Here is a 21,854-nt window from a genome sequence, read left to right on the forward strand (position 1 = left end):
ACGCATTCATAAAGAATTGACTATCTTTGCAGCTTCAAAAATAAGAGCAATTCATGATTTCAGTAGATAATCTATCCTTAAAGTTTGGTAAAAGAACTTTATTCGAAGACGTCAATTTAAAATTCACTCCAGGCAACTGTTATGGTGTCATCGGGGCCAATGGCGCCGGTAAATCAACTTTCTTGAAAATTCTTTCTGGAGACCAGGACAGTACTACCGGAAGCATCAATATTACTCCTGGCCAAAGGATGGCTGTTCTGAAACAGAATCACTTCGAATTTGATGAAGTTGAAGTGCTAAGAACTGTTATCATGGGTCATAAAAAGCTTTTTTCCATTATGGAAGAAAAGGACGCCATCTACATGAAGGCGGATTTTACCGAAGAAGATGGTATTAAAGCTTCAGAGCTAGAAGCAGAATTTGCTGAAATGGATGGCTGGAATGCAGAATCTGATGCCGCTTCCCTCCTTTCCGGCTTGGGTATATCAGAAAACCTCCATTATTTGAAAATGAAGGAATTGGCCGGTAATCAGAAAGTAAGGGTACTCTTGGCACAAGCGCTTTTTGGCAATCCGGATATCCTGATTCTCGATGAACCTACCAATGATCTGGATACAGAGACCATCAACTGGTTGGAAGACTTTTTGGTCAATTTCAAAAACCTGGTTATTGTAGTTTCCCACGACCGACATTTCCTCGATGCTGTTTCCACCCATATTGTAGATATTGACTTCGGCAAAATCAGAATCTATTCAGGAAACTATACCTTCTGGTATGAGTCTTCCCAATTAGCTGCCAAGCAGAAATCTGACCAGAACAAGAAAGTTGAGGAGAAAAGAAAAGAACTTCAAGAATTTATCGCAAGATTTTCCGCCAACGTGGCCAAATCCAAGCAGGCAACTGCTAGAAAGAAAATGTTGGAAAAACTTAATGTGGATGAGATACAACCTTCCACAAGGAAATATCCCGGCATTATCTTTAAGCCTGAAAGAGAAGCTGGAGATCAGATTTTTATGACCGAGGGACTTGAATTGAAAGATGAAAATGCGATTTATTTCACGGATGTCAATATCATGGTTGACAAAGGGGATAAAATTGCATTCATCTCCAAAACCAAGCAGGCAGTCACCAAATTCTTCCAAACCATCATGGAAGATATCCCTCTTCAAAAAGGAAGTTTTAAATGGGGTGTGACCATCAATAAAGCTTATTTGCCGAATGACAACTCTAAATATTTCAATTCAGAACTGAACCTCATTGATTGGTTAAGACAATACTCCAGCAATCAGGAAGAAGCGTATGTCAGGACTTTCCTAGGCAGGATGTTGTTTACCGGAGAGGAGACACTTAAGAAGTCATCAGTACTTTCAGGTGGAGAAAAGGTAAGGTGTATGATTTCCCGTATGATGTTGCAGAATCCAAATCTTTTGGTGATGGATGAACCGACCAACCATTTGGATCTTGAATCTATTACAGCTTTCAACAATGCCATCATTGAATTCAATGGAACGGTATTGCTGAGTTCTTATGACCATGCTTTCGTACAATCTACGGCCAATAGAATTATTGAATTTACGCCAAAAGGAACGATTGACAGAAGAATGCCTTATGATGATTACTTGGAATCTGAGGAAATCAAGGCATTGAGGGAGAAGATGTATGGTTAGTAGTTGCTAGATACAAAATACAAGACATAAGACAAAAGACATAAGATTGATGTACTATGTACTAAGTACAATGTAGCAAGAGGGAAGAAGCGGGATATAGGTATTTCGGATTTTGGAAGCCTGATTTCGGAAGTGGGTTTCAGCACTTTGTTCTAAACTCTAAGGTCTAGTCCCTAACCTCTTGTTTCTTGTCTCTTGGTTCTTGTATCTTGATTCTTGGTTCTTGTCTCTTGTCTCTTGATTCAAAAATCTAATCTCTCGCTTCTCGCTTCACATGATACTTAGTACTTTGTATATGGTACTTGGTACATTTGACTCTTGCTTCTAATCTAAACACAAAAATAGCTTGCTTCTCACAGCAATCATAATTTATCTCCTGATTACAGTAGCTATAGGTGCCTGGTCTACCAAGCTGGTCAAAAATTCCAATGACTTTGTTTTGGCTGGCAGGCAGCTACCGCTTTTTTTATCTGCTTCTGCACTATTTGCTACATGGTTTGGGTCTGAAACTATCTTTGGGGCCTCTTCTGAATACTTAGAGCATGGCTTACAGGGCGTCATAGAAGACCCTTTTGGAGGTGCTTTGTGTTTGGTGCTATTTGGCATTTTTTATCTTAGGCCCATGTACAGGATGAATGTCCTAACCATTGGTGATGTGTATAAGCGCTTGTTTGGAAAAAGGGTAGAGTTTTTCGCTTCCATTTTCATGATACCTCCCTATTTTGGTTATGTTGCTGCCCAATTGGTAGCTTTGGCATTGATTTTCACTACGGTGGCGGATATCAGCATTTCAACTGGAATCATTATCAGTGCAGGCATTGTGGTATTTTATACTTTCCTTGGTGGTATGTGGGCGATTTCTATTACAGATTTTATTCAAACCACCTTGATTGTGGTAGGTTTAATATGGGTAGCCGTTTTGGTAGCGCAAAAAGCAGGAGGCATTTCTCCCATTTTAGATTCTGCACCCAAAGGAAGTTTTCAGTTTTTCCCTGAATCAAATCCTGTTTCATGGTTAAATTACCTCGGAGCATGGATGATTCTGGGCTTGGGCAGTATTCCAAGCCAGGATATTTACCAAAGGGTCATGTCTGCTAAATCCGAAAAAGTAGCCATCAGGTCTACTTTTTTGGCTGGGGGCTTTTATGTTACGATTGGCCTTCTTCCACTTTTTATTGCTTTAGGAGCAAAGTATCTGTATCCTGAGATTTACCTTGAAAACAAACAGTTGCTCTTACCTGAAATGGTGCTCCGGCATGGAGGACTTCATGTACAGATTTTATTTTTTGGAGCGCTCATATCAGCCATCATGAGTACCACTAGTTCCGGATTACTAGCCCCTTCTGCAATCATTTCAGAAAACCTTATAAGACCCTATTTTAAAGACAAATTAAAGGACAAACATTTTCTTTGGATTCTTCGCTTTAACATCATAGCAGTAGCCATTATCGCTACAGTAATGGCTCAATGGAAAACCAATATTTATGAATTGGTTGCAGGGGCATCTATCTTGATGCTTGTTTCATTATTTGTACCTTTGACAGCAGGACTTTATTGGAAAAAAGCTTCTGAAATGGGAGCGCTAATGTCTCTCGTGTTTGGAATGATCGCTTTTCTTGGCTTTTCTTCCATGGATTTACCATTCTACCCTCATTTGCCGGCATTGTTAGTAAGTGCCATATCTATGGTCTTGGGTTCTATCATCTTTCCTATCAAAAAAAATTTACATGCTACCATATCAGAAAATTAAACTGCTCAAGGGAAAAGAAATTTCTATCTACAGAAAACATCATTGGATCTTTTCGGGAGCAATAGCACAAAAAGATGAAAGTCTTCAAAATGGTGAACTGGTACAGGTTTTCAGTCAAAAAGATGAATTTCTGGGAATAGGTCATTTTCAGCATGGCTCTATCATGGTCCGACTGATCAGCTTCAAGGAAGTATTGATAGATGATGTGTTTTGGAATGAAAAAATCCAAAGTGCTTACCAAGTCAGGAAAAGTTTAGGCTTAATAGACAATCCTGAAACCAATGTTTACAGACTTGTACATGGAGAAGGAGATGGCTTACCCGGTCTGATCATTGACTTTTATAATGGCACAGCAGTTATACAAACCCATCACGTGGGCATGTTCAAACATGTCAAGGAAATAGCCAAAGCTTTGCAACATGTATATGGGAGCCAACTGGAAGCAGTCTATGACAAGAGTGCCGAAACTTTACCAAAAAATATCGGGGTTGAAAACAGGCTCCTTTTGGGAAGTCCTAGCACAAACCTGGTAAAGGAATATGGATGTATGTTTGAAATTGATTGGGAAAAAGGTCAAAAAACAGGTTTTTTTGTAGATCAACGAGAAAACAGAAACCTGCTTGCCAAATACAGTACAGGGAAAAAGGTATTGAACACTTTTTGCTACTCAGGTGGATTTTCTGTTGCTGCACTAAGAGCTGGTGCTACTGAAGTACATTCTGTTGACATCTCGGCAAAAGCAATTGAATTGACAGATAAGAATGTGGCGTTAAATTCAGATCATAACGGTAAACACCATTCTATAGTAGCAGATGTGATCAAGTATATCCGTGAAATTGATCTGGATTTTGACATCATTGTATTGGACCCACCTGCTTTTGCCAAAAACTTAAAAGCAAGGCACAATGCTGTTCAAGCATACAAGAGATTAAATGCAGAAGCTTTTAAAAGAATCAAACCAGGAGGGATTCTTTTTACTTTTTCCTGTTCTCAGGTGGTAGATAAGCAACTATTTGCTAATACCATCACTGCAGCAGCCATGGAAACAGGTAGAAATGTAAGGATTCTTCACTACCTCTCGCAGCCAGGAGATCATCCTATCAATATTTTCCATACTGAAACTGAATATTTGAAAGGACTTGTTCTTTATGTGGAATAATTAAAATAAGTCCAAAAAATCAGTTTCATAGGAAACTTTCATCAAAATGTTCCATTTGTAAACGAAATCCGATTATTTTTAAGATCAAATTAATCAATAATTATGTATATAGGTTTAAAACATTTGCATTCAGGATTGGCCTATCTGGCTTTGGCGGCTTTGGTCATCGTTTTCGTTTATGCCTTGATCGGCGCGTTGAGCAACAGGGAGTTTACAGAGAAAGATAGAAAATTTGCCTTGATTGCTTTCATTTTATCACATGTTCAACTTTTGGTTGGATTGGTGCTATATTTTGTCAGTCCACTTGGATTTTCAATCTTAAAAGGTGGAGGCGCTATGTCTGACAGTGCCGCAAGATTAACTGCGGTGGAACATCCTTTGGTCAACATCATTGCAATTGTAGTCATCACCATTGGTTATTCAAGAGCTAAAAAATTTACTGAAAGCCGGGCTAAGTTCAGATCCATTTATATGCTTTATGCAATCGGATTGATTCTGATTCTTTCCAGAATTCCTTGGACCAATTGGCTTGGATAATCTTAAAAAAACCGCTGAAGATCTTCAGCGGTTTTTTTCGAATAATGTTAATTGTCTCTATCCTTCCTTAAACCGATTTGGTAATTGTCAGGAGTTCCTTTCATATTGACATTTACAAACCTTACTCTTTTACTTTCATCTCTGAATACGATTGCATCCTCTTGATCAGGATCAATTTCATCTTTGTTTTTTCCACCGAATAATGAGCGAAAACCTACTTGTGTAACCAGCCCTAAAGGAATTCGGATAAAATAGTCCATATTCAAATCCAGACTTTGTTTTCCCGACAACTCAATAAAACCTAAACTCGAATTAATATTCATTCTTGGGATATTCAAAACCCCATCTTTGAGTTCAAAAGAATTCGACAAAGTATCAAACCTTACATTATTAAGGTTTTTGTCTTTAAAATATTCACCCATTGCCTGAAGAGGAGTAAAGTTGACAAGCCTTCCTTTAAAAACTGTCAGGCTCATCTTGGCTTCAGATTTTTCGATAATTGGGGTAAGGTCCGGATGAACCAAAAATTTACTTTCAATGGTGCCAGAAACCATCCCATGCAGATTTTCATTGATCAAATAATCCTGTCCAAAATTTTCAAACTTGAATAGGAGTTTATCGAGATCAACCTTATCAGCTACCAAGTTGCTATAAAAATAGATTTCCTTAGGATTTGAACCGTTAAAGTAACCTTTGACTCCTAAGCGACCATCTGCAGCTTTCAAAGCTAGGGTATCCAAATAGAAAAAATGGTCTGTGGTTGTTCTCCCTTTAAAAGAAACATTTTCCAACCAAAATGTATGGTAATTCAACTTACCCACATCTGCGGTAAAATCCATTTCAGAAAATGGAAGCTCAAAAATATTGAATGCTTCTTCGTGACTGCTGTCCTGTTCGAAACCTTCAAAGCCCATCAAAGCATCAAGGTCCATGCGTTCCGAATTTAGCTTGAAATAGTTCTTTGGATGATTCCTCAAAGCTTTTTCGCCTAAATAATATCCCAATTGAATATTAAAATCTGAGACACCCATTTTGCCTCCAAAATTTTCAAGCGTCAGATAATGATTTTCATAGTGAAGACGTCCTTTAAATTTTTCCAACTTCAAAGGATGAAGGCTCATTCTACCTTCTAAATGGTTAAGCCAAAGGTCAGCGGATTGGAATTTTTCCAGATAATTAAGATCCAATGCCCCTCTGATCTTCAATCCGTCAATTTCTTCCTTTTGATAATCTTTAGGCAGGTAATTTTCTCCTGCATAAGTCAAAAGATCATATATAGCCAAATGGTTGGAAACAAGATCAAATTCAAACCTACTTTTTCCTGATGGTGATTCCTGAAACCATTTTGAATAATTGTCAAGTTTACCAGAAAAATGAAAATCAGATTTATCAATTTCCCCGGTAAAATCAATCACAGCAAGATCATGATCACTGATCAGTATATCTGCATGAAAATCATGAAAGGCATGTGGGAAGTTTTGAAGCTTAGCATGAAAGTCTTCAATAAAAAATTCACCTTTCGGTAAATGCACAAAATTTTTCAATTCCCACCCGCTTGACTCAAATGCCAATTTGATTTCAAAGTCAGAAATAACTTCTTTGGTGGCAGCACTATCAAAAGCCAAAAGTTGCTCAAGATCAATTAAATTCGATACTGCATTTAATTTAGCTTTTACCATTCTATGATCACCATGCAAAATGGCAGGGAAGTCTTGGATAATTCCTGTAAATGAAAAATCAGAATCCCCAATCTGAAAAGTAGCCTTTTCTAAGGCAATGTCTCCATTAACCATAGAAGCATAAACATTGGCATCTGAAATCGGCAGATGATAATCCGGCAATGAAAACTTCAGATTATTGACAATTAACTCACTTTTAACACTGTTTTCAATGCCTGCTATCCCCGGTACTTCCATATCCACCAATTCATCAAAATCCATGTTTACAATCACCTGACCTCTAATACCTTCCAATCCCTCTATCTCAAAAAATTCACCTAGAAATCCTAAGTCTAGGTCGGCGTTAACATTGATATTTATAAAGGGATTAATGAAATCCCTGATAATCAGTTTACCTTTAAAAGTCCCCTGATCAGGTTTGGCGTTAAAATTCAACAATTGAAACTCAGATGTTTTAAGGCTTCTTTCTTCACCATTTGTATAAAAACCAACAAACCTTAAATCTTCGACTTTTTTCCCAACTGTAGGATTTAAGAAATAAGCATTGTCACAACCAAACTCAAGGGCAATTTCAGGCACATTACCATTAGCCGATTTTCCTCTCACCCTTCCTTGGAAATAAACATCGCCTTGGTTCTTATATCTTTTTAAGGCATTTCCGGTCTCGTTTGGTAAAAAAGCTGCCAATAATGAAAAATCGGACTTCTCCCCTGCTATCCGTAGGTCTAAATCAATGTCATCATCAAGATCAACCTCACCTATTAATGAAAATTGTGCTTCCTCCAGGCGCAGTTTTGAATTTCGAATCATCAAAAAAGCCTCGTTTTGATCATAATCCAATACTAAATCCAAATTGATGTGCTTTTGAGAGAAAAATGTAGGTAAGCCTTCTTCTATGATATCCAAAATCAATTCACTATCCAATTTGGCAAAAATATGATCATCCTCGATTTTTAGTGTAGCAATAACATCTTCTATTTGAGTTGAAATGACGCTTTTGCTCAATAAATCCTGAAAATCGATATGAAAATCCCTGATTTTTACTGCAGACAAATCAATTTTAATATCTTCTTCATTTACTGAGTCTGAAGGCTCATACAGCCCTTTTGCTGTAAGTAAATTAATCTTTCCATCTTCAGCTTTTTGGAGATTTAAATTACCTCCTGAAAGTTTTATGGATTTGATACGGTTTTTTCCGCTGAGCAAGTCAAACACACTAAAACCTAAATAAATATCACTTGCAAAATAGATGGTATCCTGTTTTTCTATTTTGTCTGCATAAAACACCACATCCCGAAGGTCTACAGAAATGTAGGGAAAGTTGGCAAATACTGAAATGTAGGAGTCCTTTACTTCAAGCTGTCCTTTAAAACCTTCATTTAGACCGCTAATTGCTTTCTGTGTAAGTGGCCTTTGATTCTTGTACAAAATGACAATGGAAATCAAGGGCAAAATGGAAAGAAGTACCAGGATAATTAAAACAATGCGCCACTTTTTCAGTCTCATAAAACTTATTCTCAATATTTGGGTGAAAAACACAAAAAAAGCTCATGTGGTTTTAAAGGCCAAGGAAAACCTATTTATTTTGAAAAAATAGGTAGCTTATAAAAGCGCAAAACATGTAATCAAAGGAAATCATAAGTAAACACAAGGCCAATATTAATCAATTTGAACCGGGAAAAAATCTCAAGTAAATATAACTCAACCCAACCTCGGGCTTTCAATTAGTCTTCTGTGATAATTCACCTGTCCTAAATGATAATTCAAATGACTGACCAGATGGACCATAAAGTATTCGTAAGTCATGGGGTATCCAAATTCTTCCAATGGGTATTTTCGAGAAAACCAATCTTCGGGAAATTTGAGCAGGGCATTTGAAATGGTCTGTTTGGTTTCCTCAATCTGATTTAAAATTTCATCTCTTGATACTCCTTTAAGAGAAAACTCCGCCGCTCTATTTCGGATATAACCTGTGTTTCCCATTTCTGAACCAATATAATGGTTCAGGTTGCCTATAATATGAAACGCCAAATTACCTGCTGAATTTGAAATATTTCCTGAGATCTTCCAGATATTATCTTCAACATCGTACAATTTCAATTCCTTTTTCAACTTATCTAAGTCTCTGTTAAAAAAGAAAATCAATGAGTCTTTCATACAATCCAATTTAATCTCCGAAAATAATACCTAATGATTTGGCCCCATTGACCAAAAAACTATTTGGATTTACAGTTTTATTCTCTTTTGTCGCATCTTCCAAAGGAACTGATGTAAAATCATTGTTGGTGTAGGATACCATCTTTCCAAACTTACCTTTTTGAACCATTTCAAAGGCTTTCACACCAAACATGGATGCCAAAACCCTATCGAAGGCAGTGGGTATTCCCCCACGTTGCACATGGCCAAGAATGGTCTCCCTTATTTCAACCTTCACGCCAGCTTGTTTCAATTGGTCTGAAAGGGTAAAAGCCACTCCACCTAACCGGATATGTCGCGAACCTTCCTCTGGACTTCTAGACACTACAGAGCCTTCTTTTGGCTTTGCTCCTTCGGCCACCACAATATTGACAAAACCTCTTCCCTTTTCATACCTGGACTCAATTTTTTCAACCAATTTATTGATATCGTAAGGTATTTCCGGAATCAAACAGATTTCCGCACCACCTGCTATTGCCGTATGAACCGCGATCCAACCTGCATCCCTGCCCATAACTTCCATAATCATCACCCGATGGTGGCTTTCTGCTGTTGTAACAAGTTTGTCAAAACTTTCTGTAGCTATCTGTACGGCTGTTTGAAATCCAAAAGTCAGATCTGTTCCCGCAAGATCATTGTCAATCGTTTTTGGAACACCGACAATAGGCAATCCATGATCAAATAATGCTTTGGAAATGCCCTGAGACCCATCACCACCTATACTGATGACTGCATCAAAACCTAAGTTTTTGATCCTTTCTGCAAGTTCTTTTGTCCTATCTACCAATTGAATATTCCCATGTTCGTCCTTGACAGGATAGTGCAAAGGATCAGCTTTATTGGTGGTTTTGAGAATAGTACCGCCTTTGACATGAATTCCTGCTGTTTTATTACGAGATAACTTCATAATTCTGGGAGGATCAGCCCATACGCCGTTAAATGCTTCCATGCTACCGTAAACTTCCCACTCTTTGGATTTTTTGGCACTTTTATAAATCCCTCTGATGACTGCATTTAGCCCTGGAGCATCTCCTCCTCCCGTGGCAATTAAAAGTTTCTTCATATGATAAAACAAATTCGATGTCTATGCAACTTACGAAAAACTAGATGAAAATCTATTACATAAATTATCCTTATCTTGTAGTTCTAATCAATTTTTAGTGTTACCATGGAAAAAGATATCAAGATAGCGGTATTAATCGACGCAGATAACGTGTCCTCACATCCCATCAAAGAAATGATGGAAGAAATAGCCAAATACGGAAACCCAACTATTAAAAGAATTTTTGGTGATTGGACCAAACCGCAATTGGGAAAGTGGAAAAACGTCCTTTTGGAAAATGCCATCACTCCTATCCAACAATACGGCTATACTGTTGGTAAAAACGCAACTGATTCTGCCATGATTATTGACGCCATGGATATCCTCTATTCAGAAAAAGTCGATGGATTCTGTTTGGTTTCAAGTGACAGTGATTTTACCAAACTGGCAACACGATTGAGAGAAGCAGGTATGTTGGTCATTGGAATGGGTGAAAAAAAGACACCTGAACCTTTCATCGTTGCCTGTGATAAATTTATCTATGTGGAAATACTCCAAAATCAGGAACAAGAAGTAAGCGGGGACAAATCGAAATCAAAACCAAAACCTCAGGTTGATAAAATCACTCCAAAATTAATTCGCTTAATTCATAATACCATTTCAGATCTTGCTGATGACGATGGTTGGGCATTTATGGGTGATGTAGGCAACCTGATCCAAAAAAAACAGCCTAATTTTGATTCCAGAAATTATGGTTTTCAAAAGCTCACCCCATTAATCAGTTCTATTCCTTCTTTTGAAATAGAGCAGAGAGAAAGCACAAGGGGAAGACATAAATTGATTTTTGTCCGAAATAAAGATTGAAGTATTACTTTTGTGAACCAATTAACTTGAAGAAAAGTTGATATTATCGTGAAACCTCATGGGCCTTGAACCCATGAATAATTTCAATCTCATGGAAAACAAAAAAAGAGTAGTCGTTGGACTATCAGGTGGCGTAGATTCCTCAGTGGCTGCCTATTTACTCAAAGAACAGGGTTATGAAGTCATCGGCATGTTCATGAAGAACTGGCACGATGAGACTGTTACCATTTCTAACGAATGTCCCTGGATGGAGGACAGCACTGATGCCATGTTGGTTGCTGAGAAGTTAGACATCCCATTCCAGGCCATAGATCTCAGCGAAGAATACAGAGAAAGGATTGTGGACTATATGTTTTCCGAATACGAAAACGGAAGAACCCCTAATCCTGATATCCTGTGCAATAGGGAAATCAAGTTTGATATTTTTCTCAAAGCCGCCCAAAAGCTAAAAGCAGATTTTGTAGCTACAGGACATTACTGTCAAAAGGGCGAGGTCAAGGCAAATGGGAAAACCGTGTACCAACTTTTGGCTGGAGCTGATCCAAATAAGGATCAGAGTTATTTCTTATGCCAACTTGACCAAGATCAACTCTCCAAAGCGCTTTTCCCAATCGGCCACCTTCAAAAATCTGAGGTCCGTAAAATAGCCAAAGAACAAGATCTGATCACGGCTGATAAAAAAGATAGTCAGGGTCTGTGTTTTATTGGAAAAGTCAGGCTTCCTGAATTCCTGCAACAGCAACTCAAACCAAAAAAAGGAGACATTTATGTAATACCTGAAAATCATCCTGTTTACTCCAGATCGGCTCAGATACCGGCTGGAATTGATCCGGATGATTATGATCAGGAAACATTAGACATGATATGCTTACCCTTGAAATATGAATTTAACCAGGGTAACAAAATCGGGGAACACAACGGCGCCCATTACTTCACTGTAGGACAAAGAAAAGGATTGCAGGTTGGTGGCACTGGAAAACCCCTTTTTGTGATTGCAACTGATACGAGAGAAAACATCATTTACACTGGTCTTGGAGAAGAGCATCCAGGACTGAATAGGTATGGCTTATTTGTACCCAAAAAAGATATCCATTGGATCAGGCAAGACTTGAAGCTTCAGGAAGGTCATAATGCAAGATATCAGGCCAGAATTCGTTACAGACAGCCCCTTACGTGGGCTACATTAATAATGCGGGAAAATGGCCTCTATGTGCTTTTTGATGAGCCCCAGAGAGGAATTGCTTCGGGGCAATTCGTTGCCTGGTATGACGGTAAAGAAACAATTGGATCAGGAGTAATCTCTTGAAAGTAATGCTGGAAAGTTGAAAAATAAACTAGAGATTTTATTTGAAGATGACTATTACATCGCCATCAACAAACCTGCTGGAGTGTTGGTTCATAGAACCAGCATTGCTAAAGACGAGGAAGAGTTATTGGCGGTTCAGCTTTTACGGGATCAAATAGGAAAAAAAGTTTATCCTTTACATAGAATAGATAGACCAACTTCAGGGGTTTTGCTATTTGCAAAAAGCCCTGAAGCAACCTCTCTACTCCAACCTTTGTTTCCCACTGACGCAGTCAAAAAATATTACCTTTCAATCGTCAGAGGGCATTTATCAGAAGACTATGGTATAATTGATCATCCTCTCAAGAAAAAACTGTATGGCGAATTGCAGGAGGCACAAACTGAATATTGGTCTTTAAGTAAATCCGAAATACCTTTTGCATCCTCAGTAAAATATTCTAGCAGTAGATATTCTCTGATTAAACTTTATCCCCATACAGGCAGGATGCATCAAATCCGAAGGCATATGGCACATGCAAGGCATTATGTGATCGGAGACACTGCCCATGGGGACAATAAGCAAAACAACTTTTTCAGGAAACAATTCTCCCTCAATAATATGCTGCTGCATGCATGGAAATTGGGCTTTTTTCATCCTTATGAAAAAAAATACATAGATATTACAGCATGCTTACCATCTTATTTTATTAAAACTCTTCATGATCTTGGGTTGGATTCAGTTGAGGTTAATTCCCAGCACAAGTCCTAACCAAGGTTTATTTTGGTAAATCCAGACACTTTTATTTGTATCCAATAATTTGTCCCAGCCAAGGCCCAAACCAATAGTCAGATAGTTAAATGCAATGCTTACAGCAACTCCATTTGTCCAGACGACTCCGTCATACTCAAGCTGTACTTGGTCTTTTGTAAACCATGGACCTATAAGTGTTGAGCCAAAACCAGAAAACACCCCAACAGTAAGGCCATAATGATTGGAATACCTATCAAAACTTCCGAACATATTTTGATCATACCCTAAGGTATACCAGTCAGATCGGTAACCTGCGTAAATGAGAGCGTTAAGGTTGGTGTTCAATTGAGCAGGTACTCCGGCAATACTTGGCCTGAATTTAAAGGGTATAGTGATAAGGTCAAGATCAAAATTATTGGTTTTGAAAACTTCAGGAGCAATTTTAGCTGCAGCCCTTTTTTGGGGAAAAGAAAGGTATCTCCTATTCAATGTGTCTAAATTCAAATACCCGTTTGTTTTCTTTACAGGGTATACATAAACAAATTCAGGCTCATTATCGATATAAACAGTTTCATTATTCCGTTCAAAAATATCTGAGCGGTAAATACCATCTTCCAGCTCGTAACGAACCATCTGTCTATTCGTTTGGCAAGAGACAAGAACAATCGAATAAACCGCTGATAAAAATATAAACTTAAAAAACCTCATTATTTTTATTTGCAAGTTATAAAAATTAAATCTTTGAATTATTTTCAACGGTAGCTTATTGGCTTAATATACCTGTCAAACATATTTCTTTGCCACTACTTTGAAATATTTTTATATTGGCTCACTAACTGTTCGATTATGAAAAAAACAATTTTAAGCTTATTGCTTTTGACAAGTGTGTCCTGCATACCTTCCTTTAGCCAAAAGGATAAGCATGTCATAGAAAAGAATTTCAATGAAAAAGAGTCAATATCACATTTTAGATTCCTCGCATCTGATGAGTTAATGGGAAGGGATCCAATAAGACCGGAAATAGATGCGGCAGCGAGATATATTGCAGAACAGTTTTGGAAATACGGAGCAAAAGAGATTCCTGGAGCTAATGGATATTACCAACATATTCCTTTTAGATTGTCTTCCCCGCCGACAAAAGGTGAAATCAATTTTGGAGACAAACAATTCACACATGGTACTGATTTGCTAGTCTTAGATGGATCTTCCTTGGAAGGAACCTTTGAAATGGTAGTCCTGGGTTACGGTTTGGCGGAGGACTATGAAGGCAAAAATGTAGAAGGAAAAATTGTGGTTACCAATGTTGGTGCTCCAGAAAGGCTAAATCCAGCTGATTTATTCGCAGTGGGCAGGGATAAAATGGCCTTGGCAAAATCCCACGGTGCTATCGCTTTGATGGAAATGTACAATGTGCCCACTGCTCCTTGGAACTTTGCAGTGAACTTCCTTAATAGAAGACAATTGACCATTGACAATACCCAAGGCGTAAACAGCCTTCCTTACATTTGGATTAATGATCTGAAAAATGAGCATATCAATGCCATTGGACAGGGAAAATCGAATACGGCAACTGTTCAAATTCAAGGAAAAGTCAATAAAAACATAGTAGGTAAAAATGTGGTCGCTATCATTGAAGGAACTGACCCTAAACTAAAACATGAGTATGTCATGCTTTCAGCCCACTATGACCACGTAGGTGTTGGCAGACCTAATGCAGAAGGTGATTCTATTTATAATGGCGCAAGGGATAATGCTGTAGGAACTGTAGCTATAATCAATGCGGCCAAATATTTTGCTGAAAATCCACCTAAACGCTCAATACTTCTTTGCGCTTGGACTGCAGAAGAAAAAGGCTTGTTGGGTAGTGGCTATTTCGCTGAGAATCCATTGGTTCCTTTGAACCAAATTATCTATAACCTGAATATTGACAATGCGGGCTATAATGATACTTCCATCGTGACGGTAGTGGGATTAGGTAGGACCAGTGCTGATCCTTTGATAGAAAAAGCAACGGCAATATTTGGATTGAAGTCGATTTCAGACCCTTCACCTGAACAAGGTTTATATGACAGATCAGATAATGTAAACTTTGCAAGGAAAGGCATCCCTTCCCCTACTTTCAGTTTAGGGTTTACAGCTTTTGATGAGGAAATCAGTAAACATTACCACCAAGCCTCAGATCATGTAGATAATTTTAATTTGGATTATGCTGTTAAATACTGGAAATCTTATATCCTTGCCGCCCAAAATATTGCCAATTGGAACAACAGGCCTAAATGGGTTTCAGGTGACAAGTATGAAGCAGTAAGCAAACAATTATACGGAAATTAATAAAATGAAAAACCAAGAGGCTGTCTGAAATCAGGCAGCCTCTTTTATTTGTTAATCGTATATTCAAATTTCGAATAGGCCGGATTGCCTGAAATACTTATCCCTTCAATTTCCATTTGCACAACGGTTTCGACATCATGATTATAAAACATGACTGAAGCATTGCCCAAAGAATCTGTTTGAATATAGGGCTCCCAAAATAGGGTAATACGTCTATCAGGTTTAGGGTCATTTAGATCCTTGAAATGATATTTTGGGGAATAAAACTCCCTCTCAATATGGTAACCCTTGGGTGCTAAAATTTCTTTTTTTACAGGATCAATAGGTCTTTCCGGAATACCTTTTTTGGTATAAAACCCAATTACCCCATTTGATCCTCTTGCTCCAAATATTGCGGTATCAGGCCCTTTCCAAACTGTATAGCTTTCAATTTCCATCACTGGAATTGTATAGAGATTTTCAATAGCAATCGGAATATCATCCAACATGATCAAAGGATCTGTTCCACTGTTAATCGAACCAATCCCACGGATCAAGACTTTCCAAACCTGACCATTTCCCCAAACCATGACTCCTGCGACCCTTCCCTTTACAAGGTCTAGTGGATGCTCTAAATTTTCAAGCGCTGGATTACCAGCCACCTTCATTTTAACTGATCCTTCTCCATAAATTCTGGGACCTGAATAACGTTCAATAATCTTTTTGCCTTGTACTTCAACACCTTCCAAAGCAATATCCGAATCATCAAAATTATACGCCTTTTCTATATTTTGCCTTTCAATGCTTTTTGAAACAAATGAATTTTTTTTATCTACTGATGGATGATAAGAAGATGTCCAAAGGTATTTAATGACCGGTGATTGATAGAACTGTTCTACATGAAGGGAAACAGGGATTCTCCCATTCTTTGACTTCCCTTCGAGTATTACTTTTGTGGAATCAAAATAAACAAGATCATTGATTTCAAATTCACCATTTGAAGATGCCTTTACTGTTTTTGAATCTGTGAATGGAAATAGAGACAGATACGAAACTAAACCTGCATCAGCGGGTTTTTCATTTCTATTATCTGTCAGTTTACCCTTAATGGTCAAACCCTTTTCAGCTCTGTATACTGTTTCTTTTGATTCGGCTTTTAAAAGAACTTTTATTTGAAATCTTCTCCATCCTTGGGTCATCATCAAAAAATCAAGAGCTTCTTCACGGTCGGGATTATTGGGATTAAAATAGTAACCTGGAGACTCTATATGTCCCTTTAATTCTGAAGAAATCAACAGGTTTGACTTGATATTTTCTTTATTCTCATTCTCAATGACCTGATCACTGTCAAAAACACTAAGAGAAAGATTAGCCAAAACAGGTAAGCCCTCTTTATTTTTAGCCTGTATATTGACCCTGACAGAGTCTCGTGGAGCATAAATGTACTTCTCAGTAGAAATAGTAAGGTTGATATGATCCTGATGGTCGATAAAGACAAGACGCTCGGCTAAAGGATTACCTTCTTTATCCAAGGCAGTAATTTGGGCAATTCCAGAGGGGAACTCTTTCTTTGGGATTTTGGCATACATGATTTTTTCGGACAGGTCTACACTGCTGGAAGCGCAGATTAATCCTCTGGTTTGTGCCAAAAGAAAAATTGTACCTTTCTCTAAATTATCAGAGGTCTGAATTTTTATGATGACATCTTCTGATCTTGGAGAATTGGTAACTGTCATGACAATCCCAGTATCTTTTGACTTTGGCAAAGGGATATCTTGGTTTAGACCTTCAATTTTGGCTTTGTACTGCTTCCCATTTTGAGGGATTATTGCAAAAGCACCCATACCCAACCTATTGCTTTCAAATTCAGCAATTACATTTTCACCATCCAAAATTTTACCTTTAACTACTTTTCCCAAACCATCAGGACCGGTTGCCTTAAATGCCACTTTACTCAAAACTCCATTTACCAGATCTCCTCCTTCAGGAAAAAACTGAACATCAATATCTCCCTGATGAACGGCTACATCTTCAGAAGATTCATTGTTCCAAATATTAATCTGACGATGAAAAAAATAAGACTCATCAAAATTTCTCATCCAATTTGTATAAGCCCTTATTAAGTAACTGCCAGAAGATAAGGAATCAGGCAAATCAAACTGGCCGGATGCAAAACCATCAGGTGAATACAGTTTTAAGTTTTGGATAATCTCTCCATCGCTGTTTACCAGTTCAACATAGACAGTTTGGCTGAGCAAAGAAGGTTCATGAAATGGGCCTATTGTTAGATATGATTTAAACCAAATGGTTTCACCTGATGCATAATAAGATCTGTCTACATGTAGGTAAACCTTTTCTTGTGGCATTTCTTCTAAATTCTTTTGGAGTGAAGAAATGATTCTATTTAAGATAACATCCGATGGAAAAAAAGAAGTCAAAAATACCAAAAGAAAACCAGTCAGAAATAAAAACCTACACTTATTCATAAAAATCAAAACTTACTTATTTATGTCATTTAATATAAAACACTTGGGGCTACACCCTATAAAATATTGGAGTCTTACTCAATTGTTGAAGCATTCTTATACCGAAAATACGAATGTTGATTTTTATTGTTTTTAAATTCATGAATCTTCATTATTTCAAAATCCAAACTACTTATATAAACTTACAGCAATCACTTCTAAAATCTCGGCATATAATTATCTCGCTTTTAAATTTGCTAAAAAAATAATTATGGCAGAGGTCATAAACATAATTAAACTATAAATCGCAATTGGAATGGTCATTTCAGAGTTTTTCAGTAAAGTTGCAGCGATCATAATACCCAAAGTTCCATTTTGAATCCCAGATTCAATGGAAATGGTCAACCTTTGTTTTTTAGGCAACAATAAAATTGAAGCCAAAAAAAAGCCTACCAATAAGGTCAACAAATTAAGGCTTAGCATAATAGGGCCTGACAGTATAAAAAATTCCAATATTGAATCTTTTTCCTTTAAAATGGCAGCTAAAAGAACTGCCGCAAAAATAACTGCCGAAGCAATTCTCACTGGTTTATCAGCTGAAAGTGCCAATTTAGGAAATCTATTTTTCAGAAACATACCTATGGAAACAGGGACCACAGTAACCCCTATAATCTGAATAATTGTCTCCAAAACAGGAAGAGTAATACTTCCCTCCTCCCCGAAATATTGAATAGCAAAATTGACTATTAAAGGGATGGTAACAATGGTGATAAAAGAGCTGATTGCTGTAAGGCTTATGGAAAGTGCAATATCTCCTCTTGAAAGATGGGTTATGAGGTTGGAAGTAGCCCCTCCAGGACAAGCTGCCAAGATCATGACACCAACTGCCAAAGCTCCAGTTAATCCAAAGATCTGCAAAAGCGCAAATCCAAAAATAGGTAATAAAATCAATTGATTCGTCAAACCTAAAGCTATCGCTTTTGGAAAGATGATGATATTTTTGAAATCTTTAATTGTCAAGGATAAACCCATCCCCAGCATGATAAATGCCAATGCCAAGGGAAGAAAAACAGCAGTTAAGATACTATCTTGCATAGTTTGAAAATAATACTACCTCAAATTTGACTTTAATATAGGATAATATCCCACAAAAACCATTGATCAAAATAAGCTTTGGAAAAAGTAAGAATAAGATTGCATTAAAAAAATCTGAAATCAGGATATTAAAAAGACAAACAGAATATTAGAAATAACGTTAGATACCTGTCAACTGCATGTAATTTATGAGAACCTTTACTTATTTAATATTCCTCTTATCAATGCCATTTTTGGCATGTACTAGTGAAGAGGATACTCTACCAAGAGGGACTCAATTGCTCAGAAATACGGATTTATCTTCTAACCCCAATTCAATCACTCCTTGGAACAGTATTGGCTCGCAAGGATTTAATTTAGGAGTGAGTACAGAAATTTTTAGGTCAGGGTCCCAATCAATCTTTATTGAAAACCTGGATAGCTTGAATATCAATCTAGGAACCTGGACTCAAACTTATCGTGGAATAATTCCAAATGCAGGAAGAAGAATTTCTTTGAGGGCATATTTAAAAGGAGAAGATATTAGAACATTTGGCCCTGAAAGTAACATCTATATATCTATGCGTATGTTTCCTGTGGAAGATGATAATGGATCTACAGGAGGCAGGTTTATCAGCAGTCAATCAAGAGTCTTGGTCAATGGAACATTCGACTGGAGGCCTTTGGAGGTTTCATTAAACAGTATCCCGCCTCAGGTTGAATTTATAGTGGTCTATTTGGTCATGGGACCCAGAACGACCGGTAAAGTGTTTTTTGATGATATAACATTAAGGGTTGATTAATTTACTTTATGCCCTTTTCAGGATATTTTGCTGTCACGGTCCTACCAAAAGCCATCATTTCTTCTATTTGGTCATTCATATTTCCATTTGGGTAAATGAGAGGACCAATACCCGCTTCTTTTTTCTTATAATCCAAATATCCAATGACAACTGGAACATTGGCACCTAATGCAATATGATAGAAACCAGTTTTCCATTTTGGCGCATGACTTCTGGTTCCTTCGGGTGTTACCATAATTACCAATTCATCTGCCTCTTTCAACATATTGGTCATGGCTTCTGTATAGGTCTGTTTTCTTCCTCCGGGGATTCTCTTTCTGTCGATGGCAATTCCTCCTAATCCTTTTATTAACCATCCCAAGGGACCCACCATCACTTCCTTCTTGATGGTGAATTTAACAGGTATGTCCATAAGGTAAAAAGCAGCTCTTGCATAAAGCAAATCCCAATTACTGGTATGGGGAATAGCTATCAAAACAGCTTTTTTAAGACCTTTTGGCCAACCAATGTTAAGAGACCAACCCGTGATCCAAAATACCAACCTTGACAAAAACTTCATCATTGCTTTTTCTTCTTTTGTTTTCTTACTGCAAGGTCCATAATCCCTTGGTTATTGTCAATAAAAGAAAGTGCAGCTTCATACCCAAAGTCAAAAATATCTTTCGCTTTCTTAATATCAAAAACACCATAACGGGCTAGTCCTTGAGGTTCAATAAAATAGTCACATTTATCCTTCCTACTATAAACATTATAATTCATAGACATGATAACAGTCCTTTCAATCAGACTCTTAATGTTTTTGATATTATGCTCTACTGGCAAATGATTACAGTTTACTCCAATGATTACATCACAGATACCATCTAATGGTTCGACCGGTAGATTATTTAAAACACCTCCATCTATGTAATATTGATTAGCAATTGAGATAGGATCAAACATTCCTGGTATACAAGATGAGGCCATTAAAGGTTTGATCATTTCCCCTTCAGAAAAATATACAACTTTTGCTCTTTTAATATCAGTTGCTGCTATAGTAAGTGGTATTTGCAAGCTTTCAAAAGAGTTTTCAGGCAGATATTTTAAAAACAAGGCTTCTACAGTATCCATTTTCAGTAGCCCTGTCCAACTGATTGCCGGTCTTAAAAATTTGAAATAATTGGTTTTAATGATGATATCCAATATTTCATCAGGATTATGACCTCCAGCATACAAAGCACCAGCTATGGCTCCAGCACTACTGCCACTTATTCTATTAGGGAAAATACCATGCTGATTAAGAGCCTTAAGTACACCCAAATGGGAAATACCTCTTACTCCACCACCTGATAATGCAATTCCTATTTTTCTGTCAGAGTTCATGTAAAGAAAACTTTTGATCTAACCGAACACCTTTATCGGTCATTTTAACAGTGCAGCACTCATTTTCCGGATCATGTTCAAGAAATAGCACATATTTGTTCAATGCAGCTTCCTCTAAAAAACTCTTTTTTTCCTCCAAAGTAATTAAAGGCCTGGTGTCATATCCCATAACATAAGGCAATGGGATGTGTCCAACTGAAGGCAACAAATCTGCTGCAAAAACAATGGTATGCCCTTTATATTGGATTTTTGGTAACATCTGTTTGTCAGTATGGCCATCAACTGTAATGAAATCAAATCCTGGATATAGTGATTTTTTTTCTAAATCCAGAAAACCCAACTGTCCACTTTCTTCCATGGGCAAGATATTTTCTTTTAAAAACGATGCCTTTTCCCTGACATTAGGATGGATAGCCCATTCCCAATGATCCTTATTGGTCCAATAGTTGGCATTTTTAAAAGTCATTTCTAACCTATGGATATCAGCATTGACATACCTTACTCCGCCACCACAGTGATCGAAGTGAAGGTGAGTCAAAAAATTGTCGGTTATATCATCGAAGTGAAAGTCTTTTTCATGTAATGATTTTTCCAAGGATGCATTACCATGCAAATAATAATGGGAAAAAAACTTTGCATCTTGCTTATCTCCTATACCATTATCGATCAACACCAATTTATTACCATCTTCAACCAAAAGACAACGCATTGCCCAGGTACAAAGATTATTTTCATCGGCAGGATTTGTTTTAGACCACAATACTTTCGGAACAACTCCAAACATGGCTCCTCCATCCAATTTGAAAAAACCTGTATTGATGACGTGTAAATTCATGAGCGGCTATTCAGGAAATAAAAAACCATCCTTTCTTAATTCTATTAACTAAAATAAGAAAGGATGGATTGACTA

At 37.4% G+C, this 21,854-nt stretch carries 18 protein-coding genes; 9 read left to right on the forward strand and 9 right to left on the reverse strand.

Annotated elements, in window-relative coordinates:
• Positions 1–53: 53 nt before the first annotated feature.
• From ACFFIP_RS11185 to ACFFIP_RS11200, 4 genes are all read left to right on the forward strand, one after another.
• Positions 54–1,667 carry an ABC-F family ATP-binding cassette domain-containing protein gene (locus ACFFIP_RS11185; RefSeq protein ID WP_382387727.1) on the forward strand — a complete coding sequence of 538 codons (1,614 nt, stop codon included), beginning with the start codon at positions 54–56 and terminating at the stop codon, positions 1,665–1,667.
• Between the two features lie 346 nt (positions 1,668–2,013).
• A complete protein-coding gene (locus tag ACFFIP_RS11190) occupies positions 2,014–3,417 on the forward strand; it encodes a high affinity choline transporter 1 (RefSeq protein WP_382387729.1) in 1,404 nt (467 codons plus the stop codon).
• Positions 3,395–4,576, forward strand: coding sequence for a class I SAM-dependent rRNA methyltransferase (locus ACFFIP_RS11195; protein ID WP_382387730.1), 1,182 nt, complete (start codon positions 3,395–3,397; stop codon positions 4,574–4,576). The genes ACFFIP_RS11190 and ACFFIP_RS11195 overlap by 23 nt, the downstream gene beginning before the upstream one ends.
• 102 nt (positions 4,577–4,678) lie before the next feature.
• On the forward strand, positions 4,679–5,113 hold the full coding sequence (locus tag ACFFIP_RS11200) for a hypothetical protein (RefSeq protein ID WP_382387731.1): 435 nt from the start codon (positions 4,679–4,681) through the stop codon (positions 5,111–5,113).
• 47 nt (positions 5,114–5,160) lie between these two features.
• On the opposite strand, the gene ACFFIP_RS11205 is transcribed toward ACFFIP_RS11200, so the two are convergent.
• The 3 genes from ACFFIP_RS11205 to ACFFIP_RS11215 form a co-directional block, all read right to left on the reverse strand.
• Positions 5,161–8,298 carry an AsmA-like C-terminal region-containing protein gene (locus tag ACFFIP_RS11205; protein WP_382387733.1) on the reverse strand — a complete coding sequence of 1,046 codons (3,138 nt, stop codon included), beginning with the start codon at positions 8,296–8,298 and terminating at the stop codon, positions 5,161–5,163.
• Between the two features lie 195 nt (positions 8,299–8,493).
• Entirely contained in the window at positions 8,494–8,949 is a 456-nt protein-coding gene (locus ACFFIP_RS11210) for a DinB family protein (RefSeq protein WP_382387734.1), read from the reverse strand.
• 10 nt (positions 8,950–8,959) lie between these two features.
• Positions 8,960–10,051, reverse strand: coding sequence for a 6-phosphofructokinase (locus ACFFIP_RS11215; RefSeq protein WP_382387736.1), 1,092 nt, complete (start codon positions 10,049–10,051; stop codon positions 8,960–8,962).
• 105 nt (positions 10,052–10,156) lie between these two features.
• On the opposite strand from ACFFIP_RS11215, the gene ACFFIP_RS11220 reads away from it, so the two are divergent.
• The 3 genes from ACFFIP_RS11220 to ACFFIP_RS11230 all read left to right on the forward strand — a co-directional run bounded on the left by ACFFIP_RS11220 (position 10,157) and on the right by ACFFIP_RS11230 (position 12,948).
• Complete coding sequence (locus ACFFIP_RS11220; RefSeq protein WP_382387737.1) at positions 10,157–10,894, forward strand: NYN domain-containing protein; 738 nt, start codon at positions 10,157–10,159, stop codon at positions 10,892–10,894.
• Between the two features lie 91 nt (positions 10,895–10,985).
• Positions 10,986–12,200 carry a tRNA 2-thiouridine(34) synthase MnmA gene (mnmA, locus tag ACFFIP_RS11225; RefSeq protein ID WP_382387739.1) on the forward strand — a complete coding sequence of 405 codons (1,215 nt, stop codon included), beginning with the start codon at positions 10,986–10,988 and terminating at the stop codon, positions 12,198–12,200.
• A 16-nt stretch (positions 12,201–12,216) separates the two neighbouring features.
• On the forward strand, positions 12,217–12,948 hold the full coding sequence (locus tag ACFFIP_RS11230; protein WP_446685330.1) for a pseudouridine synthase: 732 nt from the start codon (positions 12,217–12,219) through the stop codon (positions 12,946–12,948).
• On the opposite strand, the gene ACFFIP_RS11240 is transcribed toward ACFFIP_RS11230, so the two are convergent.
• Positions 12,916–13,563 (reverse strand): hypothetical protein, encoded by a 648-nt coding sequence (locus ACFFIP_RS11240; protein ID WP_382387741.1) that lies wholly within the window; start codon positions 13,561–13,563, stop codon positions 12,916–12,918. The genes ACFFIP_RS11230 and ACFFIP_RS11240 overlap by 33 nt on opposite strands.
• A gap of 213 nt (positions 13,564–13,776) precedes the next feature.
• Between ACFFIP_RS11240 and ACFFIP_RS11245 the strand changes: the two genes are divergently transcribed.
• A complete protein-coding gene (locus ACFFIP_RS11245; RefSeq protein WP_382387743.1) occupies positions 13,777–15,261 on the forward strand; it encodes a M28 family peptidase in 1,485 nt (494 codons plus the stop codon).
• Positions 15,262–15,305: 44 nt separating this feature from the next.
• Here ACFFIP_RS11245 and ACFFIP_RS11250 read toward each other — a convergent pair whose 3' ends face one another.
• Positions 15,306–17,726: a TonB-dependent receptor plug domain-containing protein gene (locus tag ACFFIP_RS11250; protein WP_382387744.1), complete on the reverse strand. Its 2,421-nt coding sequence runs from the start codon at positions 17,724–17,726 to the stop codon at positions 15,306–15,308.
• A gap of 216 nt (positions 17,727–17,942) precedes the next feature.
• Positions 17,943–18,800 carry a bile acid:sodium symporter family protein gene (locus tag ACFFIP_RS11255; RefSeq protein WP_382387745.1) on the reverse strand — a complete coding sequence of 286 codons (858 nt, stop codon included), beginning with the start codon at positions 18,798–18,800 and terminating at the stop codon, positions 17,943–17,945.
• Between the two features lie 422 nt (positions 18,801–19,222).
• Here ACFFIP_RS11255 and ACFFIP_RS11260 point away from each other — a divergent pair, with 422 nt between their 5' ends.
• On the forward strand, positions 19,223–19,582 hold the full coding sequence (locus ACFFIP_RS11260; RefSeq protein WP_382387747.1) for a hypothetical protein: 360 nt from the start codon (positions 19,223–19,225) through the stop codon (positions 19,580–19,582).
• Position 19,583: 1 nt separating this feature from the next.
• Here ACFFIP_RS11260 and ACFFIP_RS11265 read toward each other — a convergent pair whose 3' ends face one another.
• Genes ACFFIP_RS11265 through ACFFIP_RS11275 form a run of 3 tightly spaced genes read right to left on the reverse strand, consistent with a single transcriptional unit; the run spans position 19,584 to position 21,779 of the window.
• On the reverse strand, positions 19,584–20,144 hold the full coding sequence (locus ACFFIP_RS11265; RefSeq protein ID WP_382387748.1) for a 1-acyl-sn-glycerol-3-phosphate acyltransferase: 561 nt from the start codon (positions 20,142–20,144) through the stop codon (positions 19,584–19,586).
• Positions 20,141–20,944: a patatin-like phospholipase family protein gene (locus tag ACFFIP_RS11270; protein ID WP_382387749.1), complete on the reverse strand. Its 804-nt coding sequence runs from the start codon at positions 20,942–20,944 to the stop codon at positions 20,141–20,143. Before ACFFIP_RS11270 ends, ACFFIP_RS11265 begins: the two co-directional genes overlap by 4 nt.
• Positions 20,934–21,779 carry an MBL fold metallo-hydrolase gene (locus ACFFIP_RS11275; RefSeq protein ID WP_382387751.1) on the reverse strand — a complete coding sequence of 282 codons (846 nt, stop codon included), beginning with the start codon at positions 21,777–21,779 and terminating at the stop codon, positions 20,934–20,936. The genes ACFFIP_RS11270 and ACFFIP_RS11275 overlap by 11 nt, the downstream gene beginning before the upstream one ends.
• Positions 21,780–21,854 lie beyond the last annotated feature (75 nt).

The organism is Fontibacter flavus (genome assembly GCF_042432905.1).
Classification (GTDB): domain Bacteria; phylum Bacteroidota; class Bacteroidia; order Cytophagales; family Cyclobacteriaceae; genus Fontibacter; species Fontibacter flavus.